This is a genomic window from Ralstonia sp. NFACC01, from assembly GCF_900115545.1.
GTDB lineage: Bacteria > Pseudomonadota > Gammaproteobacteria > Burkholderiales > Burkholderiaceae > Ralstonia > Ralstonia mojiangensis.
Genome location: NZ_FOWV01000002.1, coordinates 310189 through 332157 on the forward strand (window position 1 = coordinate 310189; position 21969 = coordinate 332157).

18 protein-coding genes are annotated in these 21969 nt (G+C 64.8%); 4 read left to right on the forward strand and 14 right to left on the reverse strand.

The window, feature by feature from the left end:
- Nucleotides 1–7: 7 nt before the first annotated feature.
- Nucleotides 8–925, reverse strand: coding sequence for a LysR substrate-binding domain-containing protein (locus BM136_RS06065; protein WP_092971004.1), 918 nt, complete (start codon nucleotides 923–925; stop codon nucleotides 8–10).
- 183 nt (nucleotides 926–1108) lie between these two features.
- On the opposite strand from BM136_RS06065, the gene BM136_RS06070 reads away from it, so the two are divergent.
- Nucleotides 1109–2374 (forward strand): serine hydrolase domain-containing protein, encoded by a 1266-nt coding sequence (locus BM136_RS06070; RefSeq protein ID WP_092971005.1) that lies wholly within the window; start codon nucleotides 1109–1111, stop codon nucleotides 2372–2374.
- A gap of 72 nt (nucleotides 2375–2446) precedes the next feature.
- Here BM136_RS06070 and BM136_RS06075 read toward each other — a convergent pair whose 3' ends face one another.
- From BM136_RS06075 to BM136_RS06110, 8 genes are all read right to left on the reverse strand, one after another.
- Nucleotides 2447–3979 (reverse strand): L-piperidine-6-carboxylate dehydrogenase, encoded by a 1533-nt coding sequence (locus tag BM136_RS06075; RefSeq protein WP_092971006.1) that lies wholly within the window; start codon nucleotides 3977–3979, stop codon nucleotides 2447–2449.
- A 65-nt stretch (nucleotides 3980–4044) separates the two neighbouring features.
- Nucleotides 4045–5109, reverse strand: a complete 1065-nt coding sequence (locus BM136_RS06080) for an ABC transporter substrate-binding protein (protein ID WP_092971344.1) — start codon at nucleotides 5107–5109, stop codon at nucleotides 4045–4047.
- 26 nt (nucleotides 5110–5135) lie between these two features.
- On the reverse strand, nucleotides 5136–6269 hold the full coding sequence (locus BM136_RS06085) for an NAD(P)/FAD-dependent oxidoreductase (protein WP_092971007.1): 1134 nt from the start codon (nucleotides 6267–6269) through the stop codon (nucleotides 5136–5138).
- Complete coding sequence (locus BM136_RS06090; protein WP_092971008.1) at nucleotides 6262–7692, reverse strand: FAD/NAD(P)-dependent oxidoreductase; 1431 nt, start codon at nucleotides 7690–7692, stop codon at nucleotides 6262–6264. Before BM136_RS06090 ends, BM136_RS06085 begins: the two co-directional genes overlap by 8 nt.
- The gene (locus BM136_RS06095; RefSeq protein ID WP_092971009.1) at nucleotides 7692–8018 is read right to left on the reverse strand and encodes a (2Fe-2S)-binding protein; all 327 of its coding nucleotides are present in this window, start codon (nucleotides 8016–8018) and stop codon (nucleotides 7692–7694) included. Before BM136_RS06095 ends, BM136_RS06090 begins: the two co-directional genes overlap by 1 nt.
- A 13-nt stretch (nucleotides 8019–8031) precedes the next feature.
- Nucleotides 8032–8826, reverse strand: a complete 795-nt coding sequence (locus tag BM136_RS06100; RefSeq protein WP_092971010.1) for an ABC transporter permease — start codon at nucleotides 8824–8826, stop codon at nucleotides 8032–8034.
- 10 nt (nucleotides 8827–8836) lie between these two features.
- Complete coding sequence (locus BM136_RS06105) at nucleotides 8837–9694, reverse strand: ABC transporter permease (protein WP_092971011.1); 858 nt, start codon at nucleotides 9692–9694, stop codon at nucleotides 8837–8839.
- Entirely contained in the window at nucleotides 9691–10755 is a 1065-nt protein-coding gene (locus tag BM136_RS06110; protein ID WP_092971012.1) for an ABC transporter ATP-binding protein, read from the reverse strand. The genes BM136_RS06105 and BM136_RS06110 overlap by 4 nt, the downstream gene beginning before the upstream one ends.
- 187 nt (nucleotides 10756–10942) lie before the next feature.
- Between BM136_RS06110 and BM136_RS06115 the strand changes: the two genes are divergently transcribed.
- Entirely contained in the window at nucleotides 10943–11785 is an 843-nt protein-coding gene (locus tag BM136_RS06115) for an IclR family transcriptional regulator (protein ID WP_092971013.1), read from the forward strand.
- Nucleotides 11786–11798: 13 nt separating this feature from the next.
- Here BM136_RS06115 and BM136_RS06120 read toward each other — a convergent pair whose 3' ends face one another.
- From BM136_RS06120 to BM136_RS06130, 3 genes are read right to left on the reverse strand one after another with little or no spacing between them, the layout of a single operon-like run.
- On the reverse strand, nucleotides 11799–13214 hold the full coding sequence (locus BM136_RS06120) for an FAD-binding oxidoreductase (protein WP_092971014.1): 1416 nt from the start codon (nucleotides 13212–13214) through the stop codon (nucleotides 11799–11801).
- A gap of 37 nt (nucleotides 13215–13251) precedes the next feature.
- A complete protein-coding gene (locus BM136_RS06125) occupies nucleotides 13252–14502 on the reverse strand; it encodes an aminotransferase-like domain-containing protein (protein ID WP_092971015.1) in 1251 nt (416 codons plus the stop codon).
- Entirely contained in the window at nucleotides 14499–15920 is a 1422-nt protein-coding gene (locus tag BM136_RS06130; protein WP_092971016.1) for a 2-oxoadipate dioxygenase/decarboxylase HglS, read from the reverse strand. The genes BM136_RS06125 and BM136_RS06130 overlap by 4 nt, the downstream gene beginning before the upstream one ends.
- A 137-nt stretch (nucleotides 15921–16057) precedes the next feature.
- On the opposite strand from BM136_RS06130, the gene gcvA reads away from it, so the two are divergent.
- Nucleotides 16058–16978, forward strand: coding sequence for a transcriptional regulator GcvA (gene gcvA, locus BM136_RS06135; protein ID WP_092971017.1), 921 nt, complete (start codon nucleotides 16058–16060; stop codon nucleotides 16976–16978).
- Nucleotides 16979–17130: 152 nt separating this feature from the next.
- Here gcvA and BM136_RS06140 read toward each other — a convergent pair whose 3' ends face one another.
- The gene (locus BM136_RS06140; protein WP_092971018.1) at nucleotides 17131–19827 is read right to left on the reverse strand and encodes a PAS domain-containing protein; all 2697 of its coding nucleotides are present in this window, start codon (nucleotides 19825–19827) and stop codon (nucleotides 17131–17133) included.
- A 570-nt stretch (nucleotides 19828–20397) separates the two neighbouring features.
- On the opposite strand from BM136_RS06140, the gene BM136_RS06145 reads away from it, so the two are divergent.
- Nucleotides 20398–20934, forward strand: coding sequence for a PadR family transcriptional regulator (locus BM136_RS06145; RefSeq protein WP_092971019.1), 537 nt, complete (start codon nucleotides 20398–20400; stop codon nucleotides 20932–20934).
- Between the two features lie 28 nt (nucleotides 20935–20962).
- Here the strand turns inward: BM136_RS06145 and BM136_RS06150 are convergent, their stop codons facing one another.
- Nucleotides 20963–21967, reverse strand: a complete 1005-nt coding sequence (locus BM136_RS06150) for an NAD(P)H-dependent flavin oxidoreductase (protein ID WP_092971020.1) — start codon at nucleotides 21965–21967, stop codon at nucleotides 20963–20965.
- Nucleotides 21968–21969 lie beyond the last annotated feature (2 nt).

The window sequence follows — 21969 nt, forward strand, 5'->3', positions numbered from 1 at the left end:
CTGCGGTTCAAGCCAGCGGTTGCATGGTGGATTCCGCAGCAAAGCGCTCGCGCAGGAACGCCACCAGCGCCTTCACCGAAGGCGGTACGCCGGCACGCGATGGATAGAGCGCGTGCAGGTCGGCCGGCTCGGGCGTCCAGCCGGGCAGCACCGTGCGCAGGCGGCCGCGGCCGAGCGCCGCATGACAGCAGTGCAGCGGCAGGATGGCCAAGCCGAGCCCGGCAATGGCCGCTTCGCGCAGGGCGATGATGTTGTCGCTGGCAAAGCGCGGGCGAATCGGCAGCGCGAGCCGATGGCCGCGCGCATCCTGCAGCACCCAATCGCGGCTGCGTGTGAGCGAGCCCTGTCCCAGGCACGGAAAGTCTTCCAGCGCGGCGGGCGTCTCCGGTTCACCTACACGGGCAACCAACACGGGGCTGCCGACCAGCACGCGCGGCGAGATAGCCAGATGCCGCGCCACCACATCGCGCGAGGGCAGTGGCCCCGTGGCCGCGCGGATCGCCACGTCAATGCGCTGCTCGATCAGGTCGACGTAGGTGTTGGACAGGTCCAGTTCAATGCGCAGCTTCGGATGCGCATCGGCAAATTCGGCCAGCCAACCTGCCACCAGTGTTTCCGCCAGCAACGGCGATGTGCCGACGCGCAGCACGCCGGCCGGTTCGCTGCGTGCCGCCCCAGCCAGTGCTTCAATGGCCGCCGACGCATCGGCCATGTCGCGCGCGTGCCGATAGACCGCTTCGCCCACGGGCGTGACCGATACGCGATGGCTTGAGCGTTGCAGCAGCCGCGTGCCGAGCTGCACCTCCAGCTCGGCAATGCGCCGGCTCAGACGTGACTTGGGGATGCCCGTGGCGCGCTCGGCAGCGGAAAAGCCCCCGGCTTCCACTACGCGCGTGAAGAGGTAAAGGTCGTCGAAGCGCTTCATGTTGGTACTGGGTTGCGGTCGAACCGCATTGAAGCATAGGCGCGGGCCGGGCATTGTCGCGGGCAATGGATCAGCGCTGTACAGTGTCGCTGGGCGGGGCTGCGCGCGTCGGAATACCGCGCAGACCGGATCGGAGTCTGGCACGCCTGCGCCCTCGCGCGGGCATCAATGCAAGGAGACGGCATGGACAGGCAAGGCACGCAAACGCAGGGGATGTCCCGCGATCGGCTCGCACGGGTCGAGCACTTCATCGATGACGCTTACATTGCGACGGGCAAGCTGCCCGGCGCGCTCGTCCAGGTGTGGCGGCGCGGCGAACTGGCCTTGAACTCCGTGCTGGGCCTGGCCGACCGCGACCGCCAGGTGCCGCTGGCCGAAGACTCGCTTTTCCGCATCTACTCGATGACCAAGCCCATCACATCGGTGGCGTTCATGATGCTGGTGGAGGAATGCAAGGTTGCGCTGGACGATCCGGTCAGCAAGTTCATCCCTGCATGGGCGAACCTGGGCGTGCACGCCGGCGGCTTCATGGAGGGCTTCCAGTCGCGCCCGGTCAAACGCCCCATGCGCATGGTCGACCTGCTGCGCCACACCTCCGGCCTGACCTATGGCTTCCACCAGAACACGAATGTCGACGCGGCGTACCGCCGGCTGAAGCTGGGCGATATTGCTACCGATGGCACGCTCGACGAGATGATCGAAAAACTGGCCGGCGTGCCGCTGGAGTTCTCTCCGGGCGAGGCGTGGAACTACTCTGTTTCCACCGATGTGCTCGGCTACCTGGTCGGCAAGATCAGCGGCATCCCATTCGAGACGTTCCTGAAGGAGCGGATTTTCGACCCGCTGGGCATGGTCGATACGGCCTTTCATGTGCCGGAAGAGAAGGCGTCGCGCTTCTGTGCGTGCTATGCCGTGGGGGCGATGGGCTCGAAGACGGTGTCCGACCGTGGGCCGGTCCTGCAGGACGATCCGCGCACGAGCCCCTACCTGAAGCCGCCCAGCTTCATTTCCGGCGGCGGTGGTTTGGTTTCCACCGCGGCGGATTACCTGCGCTTCTCACGCATGTTGCTGCAGGGCGGCGAGTTGGATGGCGTACGCCTGCTGGGGCCGAAAACGCTGGCGCTGATGACGGCCAACCATCTGCCGGGCGGGCGCGACATGTCGAGCCTGTCGTCGCCTTCGATGTTCAGCGAGGCAGCTTATGACGGCGTGGGATTCGGGCTGGGCTTTGCGACCACGATCTCGCAGGCGGCCACGTTGATTCCCGGCAGCACGGGCGATTTCTTTTGGGGCGGCGCGGCCGGCACCTTCTTCTGGGTGGATCCGCAGGAGGATCTGATCGGCCTGTTCCTGACGCAGGTCTTGCCGTCGTCTGCCTACCCAGTGCGTCGGCAATTGCGCACGCTTGTCTATAGTGCGATCACGGATGTGGGTGGTCCGGCGCGTTGAGCACGCGTTGACCATCAAGGAGGCGGAGCATGCTGCGCCACCGCCCTGATCATCACGTCGCTCAAGCGCCGATCAAACGTCGAACCGGACGCCCTGCGCCAGCGGCAGCGCGCCGCTGTAGTTGACGGTGTTGGTGGCGCGGCGCATGTAGCCCTTCCATGCGTCCGAGCCCGATTCCCGCCCGCCGCCGGTTTCCTTCTCGCCGCCAAATGCCCCGCCGATTTCGGCGCCCGATGTGCCGATGTTGACATTGGCGATGCCGCAATCGCTGCCCGCCGACGACATGAAGCGCTCGGCATCGTTCAGGTTTGCCGTGAAGATGGCAGACGACAGGCCCTGCGGCACGCCGTTCTGGATGGCGATGGCCTGTTCGGTGTCGCCGTCATACGTCACGACATAGAGGATGGGCGCGAAGGTCTCGCTTTCCATCACCTTCGTCGGCTTCGGCATCTTGACCAGCGCGGGGCGCACGTACCAGGCGTCGGTGCCCAGGTCTTCGCGTACGCGCTCGCCGCCCAGCACTTCGCCACCTTCGGCGCGGGCCTGCGCCAGTGCCTGCTGCATGCCGTCGAAGGCGGCCTGGTCGATCAACGGGCCGACCAGCGTGCCGTCAGCCAGAGGGTCACCAATCGCAATGCTCTGGTAGATCTTTTCCAGACGGGCCAGCAGCGTATCGGCCACCGAGCGATGCACGATCAAACGTCGCAGCGACGTACAGCGTTGGCCCGCCGTGCCGACGGCAGCAAAGGTGATGGCGCGTGCCGCCAATTCCAGATCGGCCGATGGCGTGACGATCATCGCGTTGTTGCCGCCCAGCTCCAGGATCGAGCGGCCGAAGCGCTCGGCCACCTTCACGCCCACCTGGCGGCCCATGCGCGTCGAGCCCGTGGCGCTGACCACGGGCACAAGGTGGCTGGCGACCAGCGCTTCGCCCACGTCGCGCCCGCCGATCAGCAGCTGGCTCAGCCCGGCAGGAATGGCCCCCGGCTTCTCTGCGTTGAACGCGTCGACAACCTGCTGCATCAGGTGCTGGCAGGCGATGGCCGTGAGCGGCGTTTTCTCCGACGGCTTCCACACGATGGCGTTGCCGCACACCAGGGCGAGCGCGGCGTTCCACGACCACACCGCCACCGGAAAGTTGAACGCCGAAATGATGCCCACCACGCCCATCGGATGCCACGTTTCCATCATGCGGTGCCCAGGGCGCTCGCTGGCGATGGTCAGGCCATGCAGTTGCCGCGACAGGCCGACAGCGAAGTCGCAGATGTCGATCATCTCCTGCACTTCGCCCAGCCCCTCGGAGGTGATCTTGCCGGCCTCCAGCGACACCAGTTCACCCAGTGCCGCCTTGTGCGTGCGCAGCACTTCGCCCAGGCGGCGCACCAGCTCTCCGCGCACGGGTGCCGGCACGACGCGCCACGCCAGATACGCCTGATGCGCGCTCTGGATGGCAGCCTCGGCCTCGCTGGCGGTATGCGATTTCACGGTCGCCAAGACCGTGCCATCGCGCGGGGCGCGGCTCGTCCAGTCCGTGCCTTCATAGGCCTTCAGGTCCAGGCCGAGGGCCTTCAGTACGGTCTGCAATCGTGTTCGTGAATCTGACATGGCGTGAATCCTTGCTCTTCTCTCGTGTTCAATCGAAAAACTGTTGCGGTGCGGCAGCGTTCAATTCAACGCTCGACGATGCGGTTCCAGCGCTTGCTCCACTCGGGGCGCTCTGCGTTGATGACGTCCCAGTCCAGCGCAACGGCCGTCTTCAGGATGGTGTTCATCTTGTTTTGCTCTTCCGCCGCCTTGCCCTTGAGCGGCGCCTTGGGGTTGACTGGATTGTAGGAGCCGTTTTCCATGGCGAGTGCCTGCGCCTCGGGGCTGATCAGGTAGTCCGCCAGCTTCTGCGCCAGCTCGGCATCCGGATTGTTGGCCAGCACGCACTGCGCGGTGAGCAGAACGACGGCGCCTTCCTTAGGTGCGACGAATTCCATCGGGATGCCCTTGGACTTCATCAGCTCCACCTGCGTGAGCGTGTACGGGAACAGCGCCGCATCGCCGGCCTGCATCATCTCCACCACCTTCGACGAGTTGGGGATGTACTCGACCACGTTCGGGCCGATGGTGGTGGGCCATGCCTTGAAGGCCGGGTCGACGTTCTTTTCCGTGCCGCCCTTGAGCCGGTTGAACATCAGGAAGGCATCCAGCCCGAACGACGAAGCCGGCATGGATTGCACGACCACCTTGCCCTTGTATTTCGGGTCCGCCAGATCACCCCACGAGGTGGGCGGCGTCCAGCCCTTGTCGGCAAAGATCTTGGTGCTGTAGGCGAGGCCCGTCAGGCCCATCGACAAGCCGACCGCGTAGTCACCCTTGAGGTGCGCAATGGCGGGCACAGCCGCCAGATTGGCCGATGGCTTGAGTTTTTCGCACAGCCCCATGCCGATGGCGCGGAACATGACACCGTCGTCCAGCGTCATCACGTGCATCTGTGCCTTGCCCTTGGTCGCCTGGGCCTTGGCGAGGATGTCGGTGGAGGTGCCGGGCACGACGACGACCTTGACGTTGTTGGCTTTCTCGAACGGCGGGAACACGAACTGCGTGTAGGTGCGTTCCATGTTGCCGCCGTTCATGCCGATGTACAGCGTCTTGGTGTCGGCGTGGGCGGCGCCCGCGGCGAGCAGCGCCATACCGGCAGCCGCAGCAATGACGGACGTGAACGATGTTTTCGCGTGTTTCACAAGCATGGTGATCTCCTGGGGCATCAAGTGCATCAAGCTGCCGGTGGCAGAAAGCGTTGGATGGAAAAGGGCTCGATCGGCGTGGTGGTGCGGCCTTCGGCAATCAGCTCGGCCATGACATCGCCCACGCCGGGGCCGAGCTGGAAGCCGGCACCGGCAAAGCCAAAGGCGTGGAACAGGCCGGGGCGGCGGGCACTGGGGCCAATCACGGGCTGGTCGTCTGGCAGGTTGCCTTCCGTGCCACTCCAGGTGCGGATGATGTGGGCGCCTGTGAGTTGCGGCAGCAGCGCCGCCAGTTGCGGCAACTGGCGCAGGATCGCCACGTGCGAAGAGCGTGCGCGCTGGTCGTCCAGCACGTAGCCGCGCCCGCCGCCGAACACCACATTGCCGCGCCGCACCTGGCGGCAGTAAATGCCGCCGCCTTCCACGCCCAGGCTCCAGGGCAGGAAGAATGGCAGCGGCTCGGTCACGCCCATGGTGGGCGGGATGGTGAACATCGGTACGGGTTCGCCCCATTGCGCCGCAAACTGGGCCGCCCAGGCCCCGGCGCAGTTGACCAGCGCGGAGGCTTTGACTTCCAGATCGCGGTCATGCTGCCGTGCATGGACGACGAAGCGGGCGCCATCGTGTTCGACCGATTGCACCGGCGCGTGCTCGCGCACATCGGCGCCTGCCGCCTGCGCCGCGTGCGCAAATGCGGGCGACAGCAGGCGCGGGTTGGCCTGTCCGTCTTCCGGGCACAGCGAGCCGCCGACGACCTGGTCGCCGCCCATCGGAAAGACCTTTTGCAGTGCAGCCCGGCCTTCGATGAGCTGCAACCCAAGGCCGTAGCCCTCGCTTCGGGCCGCATAGCTGGCCAGGGATTCCATGTCGGCCACGCCACGGGCGATCTTGAAGTGCCCGCTGCGCTCGTACTCGGCCTCGGTGCCGATCAGCTCGGTCAGACGCCCCCAGATCTGGTGCGAACGCTGGGCCAGCGGCAATTGCTCAATGGAGCGCCCCTGGCGGCGCACACCGCCAAAGTTGACGCCGCTGGAGCGCGATCCACAGAGGTCACGCTCGAGCAGGGTGACGGCCAGCCCGCGCCGCCGCAGGAACAGCGCGGTGGCGCTGCCCATGATGCCCCCGCCGATGATGGCCACGTCGCATGCAAGCTGCTCACGCATGGTGGCCCTCCGGTTCGATCACCTCGGTCACATCCAGCGGCAGCGGCTTGATCGGTGCCTGCCCGCGCAATCGGCCCACCTGTGCCAGCGGAACGGACTGCGCGTGCGCCAGGATTTCCGCTGCCGCTGCGCCGCACATCCGACCCTGGCAGCGGCCCATGCCGACCCGGCACAGCGCCTTGAGCCGATTCAGTTCATGCACGCCGCATTCGACCGCCGTCTGGCGCAGGGTGCCCGCTGTGACGTTTTCGCAGCGGCACACGACCAAGTCGTCGCTGGCGTGCGCGGCCCAGTCATCGGGAAAGGGGAAGGCGACTTCCAGCGCGTGGCGGAACTGCTCGATCTTCCGCAGGCGCCGGCGCAGCGCGGCCAAGCGATCGGCATCGACGGTGATTTGCCGATCCTGCAACAGGGCGAGCGCGGCCAGTTCGCCGGAGTACTCGGCCGCGTCGGCCCCCATGATGCCCGCGCCATCGCCCGCCAGATAGACGCCCGCGACGGAGCTGCGCCGCATGGCGTCGATGCGCGGTACATGGCAACGGTGCAGCGCAGAAAACTCGAACGCGCAGCCCAGCAGATCGGCGAGTTGTGTTTCGGGCCGCAGCGCGTAGCCCATACCCACCGCGGAGCAAGCCGTGCGTTGTTCGCGGCCGGCGCTGTCTTGCCAGACGAGTTGTTCGACCGCCGCGTCGCCTTCGGCGCGAAGCAGTCGCACGCCGTGATGCATGGGAATGCCGTGCAGCTTGAGCCAGCCCACCAGCGCCATGCCCTTGGCCATGACGGCAGGCTGGCCCAACATTGCCGGCGCCGCCTTGTAGCGCGCGGTGGCCGGGGCAGTGTCGAGCACCGCCACGACGTTTGCGCCGGCCTTCGCGTACTGGCAGGCCACCAGATACAGCAGCGGGCCGGTGCCAGCAAACACCACGGCATCGCCAATCGCGCAGCCCTGGTATTTGAGCGCGACTTGCGCACCGCCGAGCGTATAGACGCCGGGCAGCGTCCAACCCGGGATGGGCAGCACGCGGTCGGTGGCGCCGGTGGCGACGATCACATCGCGCCACGGCAGGCTGCTGACCGCGCGCGTCGGCACATGCAGCAGGTCGAGCAGATCAGGCTGGGCATTCCAGACCAGGGTCTGCGGGTGGTAATCGATCTGGGGTTGGAGGCGGTCGAAGGTGGCGTGTACGGCCTGCGCACGTTCGGCTTCGGTGCCATACAGATCTGCGGCGCTCCGGGCAAAGCCGTCCGGCTGGCGGCGATAGATCTGGCCGCCGGCGCGCGGCGCTTCATCCAGCACGATGGGTTTGAGGCCGTGCGCCAGCAGCGTCTGCGCCGCACGCACACCTGCCGGCCCGGCACCGATGATGACGGGCTGCAGATCCTTTTGCGACTGCCGCTGCAGCGTGGGGGCGGATTGCGTCATCACGCGGCTCCCTCGTTGCCGGCCGGTTGCGTGCAGATGTGCATGCCGGGTTCGATCATGGTCTGGCAGGCACGCAGCGATTTGCCGTCGGCCAGACGTACCCAGCAGTCCTGGCATGCGCCCATCAGGCAGAAGCCGGCGCGCGGCTGCTGGCTGAATTCATTGATGCGCAGCTGGCGCGTGTGTGTGAGCACGGCCGTCAGGATGGTGTCCCCGGCGAGGGCTTCAGCGGGCTGGCCATCCAGCACAAAGGCCACCGTGGGGCGATTGCGCTCTTTGAGGCGCTGGAGTTGCGCGCGGGCAGAGCGGTTTGCAGGAGCATTCATCGTGATCTTTGTCTCAATGCTTGCCGATCAGAATCCGGTCCAGGCCGTAGACCTTGTCCAGCAGCAGCATCAGCGCCAGCGTGAGGAAGACGATCAGCGCCGACACGGCGGCCATCATCGGGTCGAGCGATTCCGTGGCGTACATGTACATGCGCACCGGCAGCGTGACGGTGGCGGGCGACACCACGAAGATCGACATCGTCAGTTCATCAAAGCTGTTGATGAAGGCCAGCAGCCAGCCGCCCGTGATGCCCGGCAGGATCATCGGCAGCGTCATGCGCCGGAACACCGTGAAGCTGCTCGCACCCAGCGAATAGGCGGCGTGCTCGACCGAGTGGTCAAAGCCGACCAGCGCCGCCATCACCAGCCGCATCGTGTATGGCGTGACGATCAGCGCGTGCGCGAAGATCAGCCAGCCGAAGCTGCCTTGCCCGCCCACCAGCGAGAACATGCGCAGCAATGCCACGCCCAGCACAAGGTGCGGAATGATCAGCGGCGAGAGAAACACGCCTTGCAGATACTGCAGCCCCGGCGCGCGATAGCGCACGATGGCCATGGCGGCAGGCACCGCCAGTGCGGTCGACAGCGTGGCCGCCGCCAGGCCCAGCCAGAGGCTGTTCCAGAACGATTGCACGAAGTCGGGGTGATGCAGCACCTGGTCGAACCAGCGCAGCGAGAAATGACTGGTGGGCAGCGTGAGTGTTTCTTCGGGGGTGAAGGCGACGATGCACACGATCACGAGCGGTGCCAGCATGAAGGTGATGACGAGCGCGTTGAAGATGAGCGCGAGCGGTCCGTTCTTTTGCATGTGCGCTCCTTCAGCCCAACGTTTTCTTGTAGCGGCCTTCGATCATGCGGTTCCAGCCCAGCATGATGACGAGGTTGGCCGCCAGCAGAATCAGCGCGATGGCTGCACCCAGCGGCCAGTTCAGTTCGTTCAGGTATTCGTCGTAGATGAGTGTGGCGACCATCTTCACGCGGCGCCCGCCCAGCAGGCCCGGAATGGCGAATGAGCTGGCCGCCAGGCCGAACACGATCAGGCTGCCCGACAGAATGCCCGGCATGACCTGCGGCAGCACCACGCGGCGCAACGTGGTGAAGTGCGATGCGGACAGCGACAGCGCGGCGTTTTCCACCCACGGGTCGAGCTTTTGCAGTGATGTCCACACCGGAATCACCATGAACGGCAGCATCACGTGCACCAGCGCAATCACGACGGCCGTCTCGTTGTAGAGCAGCTTGACCGGGCCGATGCCGACCGCCTTGAACGCGGCGTTGATCAGGCCTTCGGGCCCGAGCAGCATGCTCCAGCCGAATGCGCGCACCACGACCGAGATCAGCAGTGGCGCCAGGATGATGAGCAGGAAAATCGAGCGCCACGGCTTGCGCATCCGGCTCAGGATGTAGGCCTCGGGCGCGCCGATCAGGATGCAGATCAGCGTCACGAGCGCCGAGACGCGCAGCGTGCGCCAGAAGATTTCGTAGTAGTACGGGTCTTGCACCACGTGCAGGTAGTGCGCAAACGTGAAGGTGCCCGCAATCGGTCCTTTGTCGGCGTCGAATGCGTTGAACGACAGCATCACGCTCAGCGCGAGCGGCACGAACAGCATCACGCCGAAGAGCGCCAGCGCCGGGCCGGTCATGCTCCACGGCACCCAGATCGGTCTGCGGCTCATGCTGCGGTCCCCTCGGTGCCGATCACGCGCACATAGCGGTCTTCCCAATCCACGCCGACGGTCTGACCCACTTCGCGCGGGGCGTCGCCATCGTTCACGGCAGAGACCAGCATCGCGCCGAGCGGCGTGTCGACGGTGTACATCCACTGGTTGCCGAGGAAGAAGCGTTCGGTCACGCGGCCTTCGCAGCGGCCGGTGCCGTCGGTGTTGCACGTCATTTTTTCGGGGCGCAGCGCCAGCACGACCTTGCTGGCCGCGGGCGTGCCAGGCGGCAGTGCCAGTTGCACGGCGCCGACCGTTGCGCGGCGTTCGCCATCGGCACCGGACACCACGGCCGCATGCAGCAGGTTGGCCTTGCCGACAAAGGTGGAGATGAACGCATTGCGCGGATGCTCATACACCGCCAGCGGCGTATCCACCTGCGTGATGCGGCCCGCTTCCATGACGACGACGCGATCGCTGATCGACATGGCTTCCGCCTGGTCGTGCGTGACCATGATGGTGGTCGTGCCGACCTTGCGCTGGATTTCACGCAGCTCGAACTGCATCTCTTCGCGCAGCTTGGCGTCCAGGTTCGACAGCGGCTCGTCCAGCAGCAGCACCGGCGGTCTGATGACCAGCGCGCGTGCCAGGGCCACGCGCTGGCGCTGGCCGCCCGACAGCTCGCGCGGGTAGCGGTCGATATGTTTGTCCAGATGCACGAGCGCCAGCGTCTGCAGGGCGCGCTCGCGGCGTTCCGCTGCCGGGCATTTGCGCATCTCCAGCCCGAACTCCACGTTCTCGCGCACCGTCATGTGCGGGAACAGCGCGTAGGTCTGGAACACGATGCCCAGGCCGCGCGCGTTGGCTTTCGCGCGGGTGATGTCCTTGCCGTCCAGCTCGATCGAGCCCTCGGTCACCTCTGCGAAGCCCGCAATCATCTGCAGCGTCGTCGTCTTGCCGCAGCCCGACGGGCCCAGCAGCGAGACGAATTCGCCCTTGTGCACGTTCAGGTTGAAGTCCTGGACGACCCGGAGGTCGCCGTACTGCTTGGAGACATGGTTCAGGCGCAGAAAACTCATCGGTGATCCTTTGCGACTGGGGGCGTCGCCAGACTCTTCCAATTGAACAATATGAATATGCTATTGCAACAGGTGTGCCAAAGCATCGATTTCGCCTAGGTGTATACGCTGTAGTTGGAATTTTTCTATTATTTATTCCGTTTATCGGAATACAATCGATCCACCAAATTCAGTCCATTCCAGCTTTATGTCTGTCGATTCCGAAGACGACGCGCATCAGCGCAGCGCCATGCACCGCACCTTCCAGATCCTGCGCACCATGGCGGAGCAGCAGCACCAAGGTGTGCGCGTCACCTACCTGGCCAAGACCCTGGGAATGACCCCCGCCACCACGCACCGCCTGCTGCAGGGACTGACGCAGGAGGGCATGGTCGAGCAGGATCAGCAGAACAAGCTGTACCGGCTGAGCCTGGATCTCTTCTGCCTGGCGGCCCAGGCGGGCGCGGTGAACGACTTGCGCTCCGTCGCCCGGCCGGCCCTGCTGCGGCTGAATGCAAGCCTGGGCGACACGGTGTTGCTGCTGGTTCGCTCGGGCTTCGATGCGGTGTGCCTGGATCGCGTAGAGGGGCAATACCCGATTCGCACCTTCACCGGCGATGTGGGCGGCCGGATCGAACTCGGCGTAGGCCAGGGCGCGCTGGTGATCCTGGCGCACCTGCCCGATGCCGAGCAGGAGGAGGTGCTGCGCTACAACCTGCCGCGCATCCGGCACTACAGCGTCTACGACGAGGTCTATCTGCGCTCCGAGGTCAGGAAGGCACGCGAGCGCGGCTACAGCGCCAAGACGGACGGGCTGCTTGAAGGCATGGCCGGCATTGCCGTGCCGGTGTTCGATCGCAATGGCAATGTCGTCGCCGCGCTTTCTGTGGGGACGCTCGCCAACCGCCTGAGCGCCGAGCGCCTGCCCATCGTCTACGACATGCTGCTGCGCGAGGCCAATCGGCTGACCACGCAGATCAATCCGTTTGATCCGACGCTGCGCCGTCCGATGCAATCAATGGCCGTGAGCGACACCTATCGCGCCATCTGATCTGACCGGGCGATCATGCGAGCACGCTCCCCGGGTTCAGCAGGCATTGCGGGTCGAGCGCCTGCTTGATGGTCTGCATCAACTGCAGGGCGACCGGCGCCTTGTAGTGCGGAAGGTGGTCGCGCTTGAGCGCGCCGATGCCGTGCTCGGCCGAGATAGAGCCGCCAAAGCGGTGGACGGACTGGTACACCGCATCGCCAATCGCAGCCTCATGCGCGGCAACGAACGTTGCAGCATCCGCGCCCGCCGGCGGCTGCACGTTGTAGTGCAGGTTTCCATCGCCCAGGTGCCCGAAATTGATGAGCCGCAGCCCAGGCGCCAGAGCCTGCAGTTGCGCATCGGTCTGCGCCACAAAGTCGGGGATGCGCGAGATCGGCACCGAGACATCGTGTTTGATGTTGGGTCCTTCAGCCGCCTGGGCCAGGGTGATGCTCTCGCGGATGTGCCACAGATCGTGCGCCTGCCGGATGTTCTCGGCGATGATCGCGTCGGTCACGATGCCGTCTTCCATCGCGGTTTCCAGCAGGTGTTCAAACTGCGCCCGGGCGTGCGCCTCTGACTCACTGTCGGAGGCTTCCAGCAAGACGCACCACATCGTGTCGCGCCACAGCGGCACGCGCAGATGCGGATAGTGCGTGTCGACCAGCTTCAGCCCTTCCTGGCTCATCACTTCAAAGCCTGTGAGTGCGGCAGACAGATGCCGGTGCGACAAGGCCAGCAACGCCGTGGCGGCTTGCAGCGAAGGCACGGCGGCCCACGCTGTCAATTGCGCGGCAGGTTGCGGATACAGCCGCAGCGTGGCCGCCGTGATGATGCCCAGCGTGCCTTCGCTGCCGATGAACAGATTGCGCAGGTCATAGCCGGTGTTGTCCTTGCGCAGGCCTTGCAGGCTCTCCCAGATTTGCCCGTTGGCCAGGACGACTTCCAGCCCCAGGCACAGCTCGCGCGCATTGCCATAGCGCAGCACTTGCGTGCCGCCCGCGTTGGTCGCCAGGTTGCCGCCGATCGTGCAACTGCCTTCCGCGCCCAGGCTCAACGGGAACAGCATGCCCGCCTCGCTTGCCACGTCCTGCAATGACTGGAGGACGCAACCGGCGTCCACTGTCATCGTCATGTTGGCGGCGTCGATGGCGCGCACGGTCTGCATGCGGCGCAGGCTCAGGATGATTTGCTCGCCGCTGGCATCGGGCACCGAGCCTTCCACCAGGCCCGTATTGCCACCCTGCGGCACGATGGACGCACCAGCTTGCGCACACGCGCGCACGACCGCAGCCACTTCGGCCGTGCAGCCGGGCCGCACGACGCACAGCGCCTTGCCGCGCACGCGCTGGCGCCAATCGGATTCGTATTCGGCGCAGTCGTCGCCGGTTAAAACATTGGCGGGCCCAACGATGTCGCGCAAGGCCGGAATCAGGTTGTCGGGTGTCATGGCAATGCGATGAAGGTTGTCTCTATTTGAGGAAACGTCAATGCATGGCCAGTGCCACGGCTGCGGCCAGCCGCTGCACGGCCTGTTCGATCTGCGGCACCTCGGGCGCGGCAAACGACAGGCGCATCGTGTTGAGTTGCGCGTTGTCCGGGTAGAACGCCTTGCCCGGCACATAGAGCACCTGCTGCGACACAGCGGCATCAAAGAGCGCTTGCGGGTCGATCGACTGTGCGAACGTTGCCCAGACAAACATGCCGCCTGCCGGCGCCGCGCACTGCACACGGCCATCCAGCCGCGTGGCGATGCCTTGCACCAGGGCCTGCATGCGCCGTTGATACTCGATGCGCGCGCGCTGCACCGTGGCCGGATAGCGGCCGCTTTCCAGATAGCGCGCCGCTACCATCTGCGCCAGCGGAGACGTGCACAGATCCACCGTCTGTTTGGCAATGGCGCACCGGCGCAGCAGGCTGCTGTCGGCCAGCATCCAGCCGATCCGCAGCGCGGGAGCGACGGTCTTGGACAGACTGGAGAGATACACCACCGGGTTCGTGCCGCCTGCGGCCAACCGGTCGCCCTCCGCACGCAGGGTTGCTGGCATGGCAGCGGGGTTGCCGTCCGGCGCATCAAAGCGCAGCTCGCCGTACGGATCGTCTTCCACCACCCAGAAGCCGTGGGTGCAGGCCAACTGCACCAGGGCTTCGCGCCGCTGGGCAGCCAGCAGCGTGCCGCGCGGGTTGGAAAAATTCGGCACGGTGTAGAGCAGCTTGGGGCGCTGCGTGGCAGGCAACCGGTGCAGCAGGTCGGCCAGCGCATCGGTTTGCAGGCCGTGTTCGTCCATCGGCACGGGCACGATGCGGGCCTGTGCCAGGCGCAAGGCTTGCAGCGTGGCAGGGTAGGCGGGCACTTCCACCAGCACCGTATCCCCCGGCTCGATCAACGCACGCACCAGCAGGTCAAACGCTTGCTGCGAGCCCGTGGTCACCATCATCTGCTCGGCGCTGGCCTGGATGCCCCGTGCGCCCATCAGCGCGGCAAGCGCCGTGCGAAGGACGGGCAGCCCTTCAGTCGCGCCGTACTGCAAGGCCTGCGCATCGCCCGCCATGGCCTGGGCGGCGGCGTGCGCCAGCCCTTCGGCATCGAACAGACTGGGCGACGGATACCCGCCCGCCAGCGAGATCATCCCCGGCTGGCTGAGGTACGGAAACAGTTCGCGGATGGGCGAGCCGGGGGGGTTCGCAAACGGGGCGGCAAAGCCCGGCATGGCGGCAGGCGTGTGCGGGCCGGTCATGCGGCCTCCACCACAGGCGTGCCGCGCAGCACGGCGCGCACCTGATCGATCGAGCGCTGCTGCGCCGCCTCGTACAACGCGATTTCGTCATGCACGCGTGCGCCCAGCGCAGCCTCAAACACTTGCTGTGCGGCGTTGGCTTGATACTGCCTCTGCTCTTCGCCGCCCAGGTTGGACTGGAAGATGCCCGCCGCGCTCACCGGCAAGAAATCTTCATACGTGATGGGATCGGCTTGCACCCAGCCCTTGGTCAGAAGTTCCTCTAACGATGCATCGGCCGCCGTTGCGGTGTCGGTGTCGGTGTCGGCGTGGGCATGGCCTGACGGCGTGAGGCTGTAGCGATAGAACGCCAACTCTTGCGCTCGCAATGCCTCATGAGTATCCGGAAAGGCGCGGAACGCCTGGGCCAGCTGACTTCCGTAGTTGGGCGCTGCGCTGCCGGCACTGCCCATGCTGCGCACCTCGGCCAGCAGTTGGTCGTATAGCGCGCGGCCCTTGCGCGTGAGCGCCACGCCGCGCTGCTCGATTTCGCCAAAGCGCGCCGTGTGGGCGCCGGCGTGGTCGGTAAAGCGCACCGCTTCTTGCAGCGCCTTGAAGCTCGTCTGACGCAGCAGGATGGGGCAGCGCCGGCGCGGCGGACCTTCCACCACATCCTTGGCGTCCATGCCGCGTGCGGGCATGGCGGCCTGCGCGGCGTCGATGTCGAGCGTGCGCGGCGTCAGGTGATTGATGTGGGGGCCGCGGAAGCACACCACGTCGGCCACAAGACGGTGAGCGGCTTGCAGCGCACGATACGTCTCGGCATCGACCGTGGCGGTGCTGTGCCAGCGGAAGGTCTCCAGCGCCTCGCGTACGAACGCGTCGGCATCTGCGTCGGCCAAGCCGCCGTCGGCCTCGCATTGGGCAATCAATTCCAGTACGCGCGGCGTAAAGATCTGCCGGCGCGCCAGGATGGCAGCGGCCTTGTCGCGCAGGGCGGCGTCGGCAATCAGTTCAAGCCGCAACAGCGAGGTGAACACGCGAAACGGATTGGCCAGCAACGCGGCATCGCCCACCGGGCGAAACGCCGTCGAATGCACGGGCACGCCAGCCACCGACAGATCGTAGTAACCCACCGGCTCCATGCCCATGACGGCAAACAGCCGGCGCAGCGTCGCCAGCTCGGCTGCCGTGCCGACGCGGATGGCGCCGTGGCGCTCGACGTCCAGCCGCTCCAGCTCGCCCGACAGCGCCATCTGCGCGTGCAGGGCGGGGTCGGCGTCTAGCGTGCAAGCGTTGATGTCACCCACCAGTTCGACCAGGGTGCCGTACTGCGGCACCTCTTCACGGTACATGGCCGACATGGCGCGCGAAAAACGGGAGCGGATTTCGTTGGCGTGGATGAAGTGGGAGGCCGAAGGTTGATGCGGAACGCTCATGACAAGGTGGGGTTTGGCAGCGGTGAAGCGATGCTAGGGTGGCGAATGAAGCGCGGTCAAACGATAATCCGGACATAGATCATTCCAGACCAGAATGACTTGGCGACTTCCGCGCCGCACAAATGCCCCCCATTCCCATGTTCCTGTCCCGCCGCTTTCTGCCGCCGATGTCCCTGCTATGCGCGTTCGAGGCCGCCGCGCGCCACCAGAGCTTCACGGCGGCCGCTGCTGAACTGCATCTGACGCAAAGTGCCGTCAGTCGCCAGATCCGCGCGCTGGAAGATCGCCTGGGTGCTGAGCTGTTCGTGCGTGAACGCCAGACCGTACGGCTAAGTGCGGCGGGCCAGGCGTATGCGGAGGAAATCCGCGGCGCGTTGGTGCGCATCTCCAGCGCCACGGTCGGGTTTCGAGCCAATCCGCAAGGCGGCAGCTTGAATCTGGCCATCCTGCCGACGTTCGGCACCCGCTGGCTGGCGCCGCGCCTGCCGGCGTTTTTTGACGCGAACCCCGGCATCACTATCAATCTGACGACGCGGCTGTCGCAGTTCGACTTTCAACTGGAAGCGGTGGACGCGGCCATCCATTTCGGTACGCCGCATTGGCCGGGGGCGGAACTGGCCTTGCTGATGAGCGAAACCGTCGTGCCTGCCTGCAGCCCGGCATTGCTGGCGCGGTACGACTTTGCGCAGCCGCGCGATCTGCTGCATGCGCCGCTGTTGCACCTGGCCTCGCGCCCCGATGCCTGGCCGCGCTGGCTGGCCAGCCATCAGGTGACGGGGGCAGAACCCCAGGGCATGCTGTTCGACCAATTTGCCATGGCCGCGCAAGCGGCGGTTGCTGGCTTGGGCGTGGCGTTACTGCCGCGTTTTCTGATCACCCACGAGCTGCAGCAAGGCGACCTCGTGCGGGCGTTGCCGCATGTGCCCGAGATGGAGAGCGCCGAGCGTTACTACCTCGCCTGGCCCACGAGCCGTGCCGACTATCCGCCGCTGCAAGCCCTGCGGACATGGCTGGTGAAGGCCGCCCAAGATTTCATGTCGACGCAGGCTGCCGACTGAAACGCAACGTCTTCGCAGAGCGCAAAAACACGCGAGTTCGGCATCAAACCAGCGGTGGCGAATTGGTGCGTAAAGCGTCCACTGGAGGCTCTGTAAAGTTCGCAGATCGAATCGGTCGGATCGGGTCTGCGGTAGCGCCAGCTGCGTGGCGGCTACGCGGGCGTGGCGGAGCCGGGGTCGAGTACTTCGCCAGCGACGTCGTCAGCAAATTCGTAGCGGCCTTTGCCCAGCTTTTTGGCGCGATATAGCGCATCGTCTGCAGCGGCGACAACTGCAGCGCGGTCGACGTTGTGACGTAGGCGAGAGACGCCGATGCTGCAACCGAGCTCGATGACCACCTCGCCAAACTTGTACGGCCTGGCGCCGACGGAGATGAGGCGGGCGGCCAGTCGATGCAACGTGTCGTCATTGACGGGGCCGACGATGACGGCAAACTCGTCGCCGCCAAAGCGGGCAACGAAGTCCGTCGGGCGCATGACGGTGCGCAGCCGGTCTGCAAAGCTACGAAGCACCTCATCGCCAGTGGCGTGACCATAGGTATCGTTGACGCGTTTGAAGCCGTCCAAGTCGATCAGCAGCAGGGCGCCGAGCTCACGGCGGTTGTCAGAGGAGACGGCCTTTGCCAGCTGGTCTTCGAAACCAGCACGATTGAGCAAGCCCGTAAGATGGTCGGTTTCTGACAAAGACTTCAGGCGGAGCTCCTTCTCTTTGCGGGCAGTGATGTCCGTGATCAGGACGTGCACGCCAATGACGGAACCGTCGGGCCGGAACTGGGGAACGTACTGCACTTCCTTGTAGGCGAGCGACCCACCGGTGCGCTCTTCTCGCTCGAACCGTTGAGGACTGCCTGCTAGCGCCCTTTCGAGCGGTTCGCGCAACCGCTCATATGCGGCGATGCCAAAGACTTCCGGAACGGTTTTGCCGATGAGTTTGGAGCGCGGCATTTCCACCTTTCGGGCGTAGGACGTATTGGCAAATTCATATCGGCCGTCTGCTCCCACAAAGCACACCTCGCCTGGCATGGCGTCCGTCACTGTTCGCAAGGTTTCAGCGTTGCGTTCCACAACCTCCTTGGCGGCTCTTTCTTGGCTGATGTCGCGCATGATTGCCGAGTAGTGGTCCAGCCGACCGGTCGCGTCGCGATGGACGATGACGGTGTGGGCCACGGGCACGGCTTCGCGCTTGGCGTTGTACGCGAGCGTTTCGCCCATCCAGACGCCAGACCGCAGGGCGGCCGGCACGGCGACCTCTCTCAGCGTCCGGACAGTTTCTGGCGGGTGATAATCGGCAATGGTTGTCTCGCTGATTGCCTTGTCGGCAGGCAGTCCGGCGAATGCGCGCCCGGCGGGATTAATGTAGGTCAGCTTGCCATCGCGGTCTGTTTGGGCAATGAAGTCCGGGGTGGCTTCAAGAACCGACATCAGGGCGGTAATCGACTGTTCCGCTCGAACACGTTGTGTGATGTCTTCGACCACGCCGACATATCCGCGCGCTTTTCCGTCGACGACGACCGGCGCCGCTGTGACCGAGATCTCCCGTTCCGGCTCGCCCGGTATGCAGATGCGCTGATTGTCTCGGAAGACGATCCGGTTCTCTCTTGCCGTATCCCACGCGTGCTCTGCGCGTTGCCTGTCTTCTGGGGCGAGCCGTTCGCGCCACTGATTCGCAAGCGCGGCTTCCTTCGATAGGCCAAGAATTCGGCAGTACGCCTCGTTGATGTAGGTCGTCTGGCCATCGTTTCGGGTTCTGAAGAAGCCGAGCGGGGATGCGTCGTTTACCGCTTCGAGTTCCGCACGCTGCCGCACGACCTCTCCCATGAGCGCGCGCAGGTTGCCGACAATGGATTCGATTTCAGGCGATGCGGGGCCAATATCGAGCTTGGTCAAACGGCTCCATTCATCGCGATCCGGATTGCGCAGGGCCTTATGCAGACGTCCCAGCGGGCGCAGCAGCAGATGCATCGCACCCCACACAGAGCAGGCCACCAGCATGATGAGAAAGAACGCAGCCCAACCAAACCTGTGCCGCATGGCCGCAAACGGTGCATCGACTTCGTCCCGCGGAATGACCGAGCCAACCGTCCACCCGACAGCGATGACGTTTTCCATGCTGACCATGGGCTCCGTTTCGTCTAAGGGCCGGCCGGCCAGGGCGCGAGCAATTGTGGGGTCTGTATTGGTGTTGGCCAGCAGCTTGGTGTCATCCGGGTGAATGACGAACACCGGGTCGTTACCGCGTTGCACGACGAATAGGTAGCCGTTTGTGCCGATGCGCGCGTTGCGCATGTCGCCCAGGAAGTTCGGACGCAGGAGGCCCAGGGAGGCGCAGAAGACGCCGGCCATATGGCCAGTCTCGTCAAAGACGGGCGCAGCCAACACGATGTTTGGCGCCCCTCCGATGCGGTTTCGCAGCGGTGCCGATATCGTGGGCTGACCCACGACGACGACCTGCTTGAAATAGTCCCGGTCATGGACGTCTAACCCGATCACCCGTTGCGCATGCGGAGAAATGGCACTGACCTTGCCATCCATGCCGACAAGGAAAACGCTATCGAACAGACCGGCCACGGGCGCGATCGATTGGAAGTAGCGCCGAACGTCTTCAGGCGAGCGAAATTGAACGGAGTGCGTCTGTCCGGCGGTGCGTTGCACAAGATCGAGATACTCGTCCAACCGCTGGCGCAGGTCGGCGGCAACGTCCTTCACCAGCGCTTGCTGATGCTCCCCGACCAGTGCCTGGATTTCCCCGCGAAATTTGTTCTTTTGGCTGATGAAGAAGCCAGCGAGCAGCACGGCCACAATGATGGTGGCAAAAAAGGCGGCTTGGAGCTTAAGGGTAGGCTGGGTCATGCGTAGTTCGTTTTCTCATACGGCTTCACCCGTGGCGGGCCTTACCGTGTCCCCTGTTGGCACCTGATGCCGACGAGCTAGGCCGTTCGTGCGAAATGGTGGCGATGTGTAAAACCAGTTCACGACTGCTCGCACTGCAAACGCCTCCGTTTTGCGAAGGGCGTAATTCAGGGCGTTGAACTGGCGTTCGAGAGATTGGGCATCGCGATATCGCGCGCAGTGCCGCAACTCTTATTTTTGTTTTGCACCGTTTGTCCAATCGGACTGATGCGGGGAAACCTGAGAAGGGATGTCCGGTTTACTTGATCTGCATCAAGGATTTGCTTTCTTCGCGACGGCGCCGGGAAGCGTCGAGACTCCTTCCCCGTCGACTCTGGCGTCCCGGATGGGCTCCGAATTGAGTCGCCACTTCTACTGGAGAATGTGAGTCTCCGGGTTTCTATTACTGTTCAAAATGCCATGGCAAGTGCTTGATCCTATTGCCACGAAAGCCTTGTTTCTGCCGGAAAAAATCTTGCACCTGGGCAGCGATCTGCATTTAGAATCAACGGCTTACATAAAAAATCGACCATGTCCATCCAACACGCACTGCTGACATCCTTGCTGGAAAAGCCCTCGTCGGGCTACGAGCTTGCTCGACGCTTTGACAAATCGATGGGCTATTTCTGGAGCGCCACGCATCAGCAGATCTACCGTGAGCTTGGCCGCATGGCCGAAGCCGGCTGGGTGAGCGTGGAAGAAGAGGAAGACAGCCGCAAGAAGACGTACACCGTGCTGCCGCCAGGCCAGGCCGAACTCGCCCGCTGGGTACTGGAGCCGACCGTGTCGTCGGACAACCGAGAGGAAGTGCTGGTGAAGCTGCGCGCCGAGGCGGTGATCGGCCCGCTCGGTTTTGCCGACGAGATGCAGCGCCTGATCGAGCAGCACCGCACGCGCCTGAACACCTTCCGCGAGATCGAGAAGCGCGATTTCTCGCGGTCTGATCTCACACGTGCGCAGCGGTTGCAGCACGCAGTGCTTCAGCGCGGCATCGTTTACGAAGAAGGCTGGCTCGCGTGGGCAGACGATGTGCTGCCGTTGCTGGAGCCAGCCTCTGTGACGGCCTGATGGCCTGTTGATCTAAGGGCCTGGCCGCTTACACCGTCGCTTTGTCACCCGCCGGAGCGCGCAGCGCTTCGATGTTGTTCAGGCGACGGCGTGCCACCTCGAACTCTTCGGCAAAGCGCTTGACGAGTTCTGCCGCCGGTACCACGCGCTTGACCGCGCCCACGCCCTGACCGGCGCCCCAGATGTCCTTCCATGCCTTGGCCTTGGCACCGCCGCCCGAGCCGAAGTTCATCTTGCTCGGGTCCGATTCCGGCAGCGCGTCCGGGTCCAGGCCGGCGCCTTCGATGCTCTTGCGCAGGTAGTTGCCGTGCACGCCGGTGAACAGGTTCGTGTAGACGATATCGCTGGCGGTGCTTTCCACGATCGCTTGCTTGTAGCCCTCGATCGCGTTGGCTTCTTCGGTAGCGATGAACGCAGATCCGACGTAGGCCAGGTCTGCACCAGCAGCCAATGCTGCCAGGATCGCATTGCCATTGGCGATGGCGCCCGACAGCAGCAGCGGGCCGTCAAACCATTCGCGAATTTCATGGATCAACGCAAACGGCGAGGTGGTGCCCGCATGGCCACCCGCGCCCGCCGCCACGGCGATCAGGCCATCCGCGCCTTTCTCGATCGCCTTCTTGGCAAATTTATTGTTGATGACATCGTGCAGCACGATGCCGCCGTAGCTGTGCACCGCCTGGTTCACATCTTCACGCGCACCCAGCGAGGTGATGACGATGGGCACCTTGTACTTCACGCACAGTTCCAGGTCGTGCTCCAGACGGTCGTTCGATTTGTGCACGATCTGGTTAACGGCAAACGGTGCTGACGGCTTGTCGGGGTGCTGCGCGTCGTATTCGGCCAGCTCCGTGGTGATGCGCTGCAGCCAGGTTTCCAGCAGCTCGGCCGGTCGCGCATTGAGCGCCGGAAACGAGCCAACCACGCCCGCCTTGCACTGCGCGATCACGAGGTCGGGGTTGGAAATGATGAACAGCGGCGAGCCCACCACGGGCACGGACAGGCGGTTTTGCAGGATCGGGGGCAGCGACATGG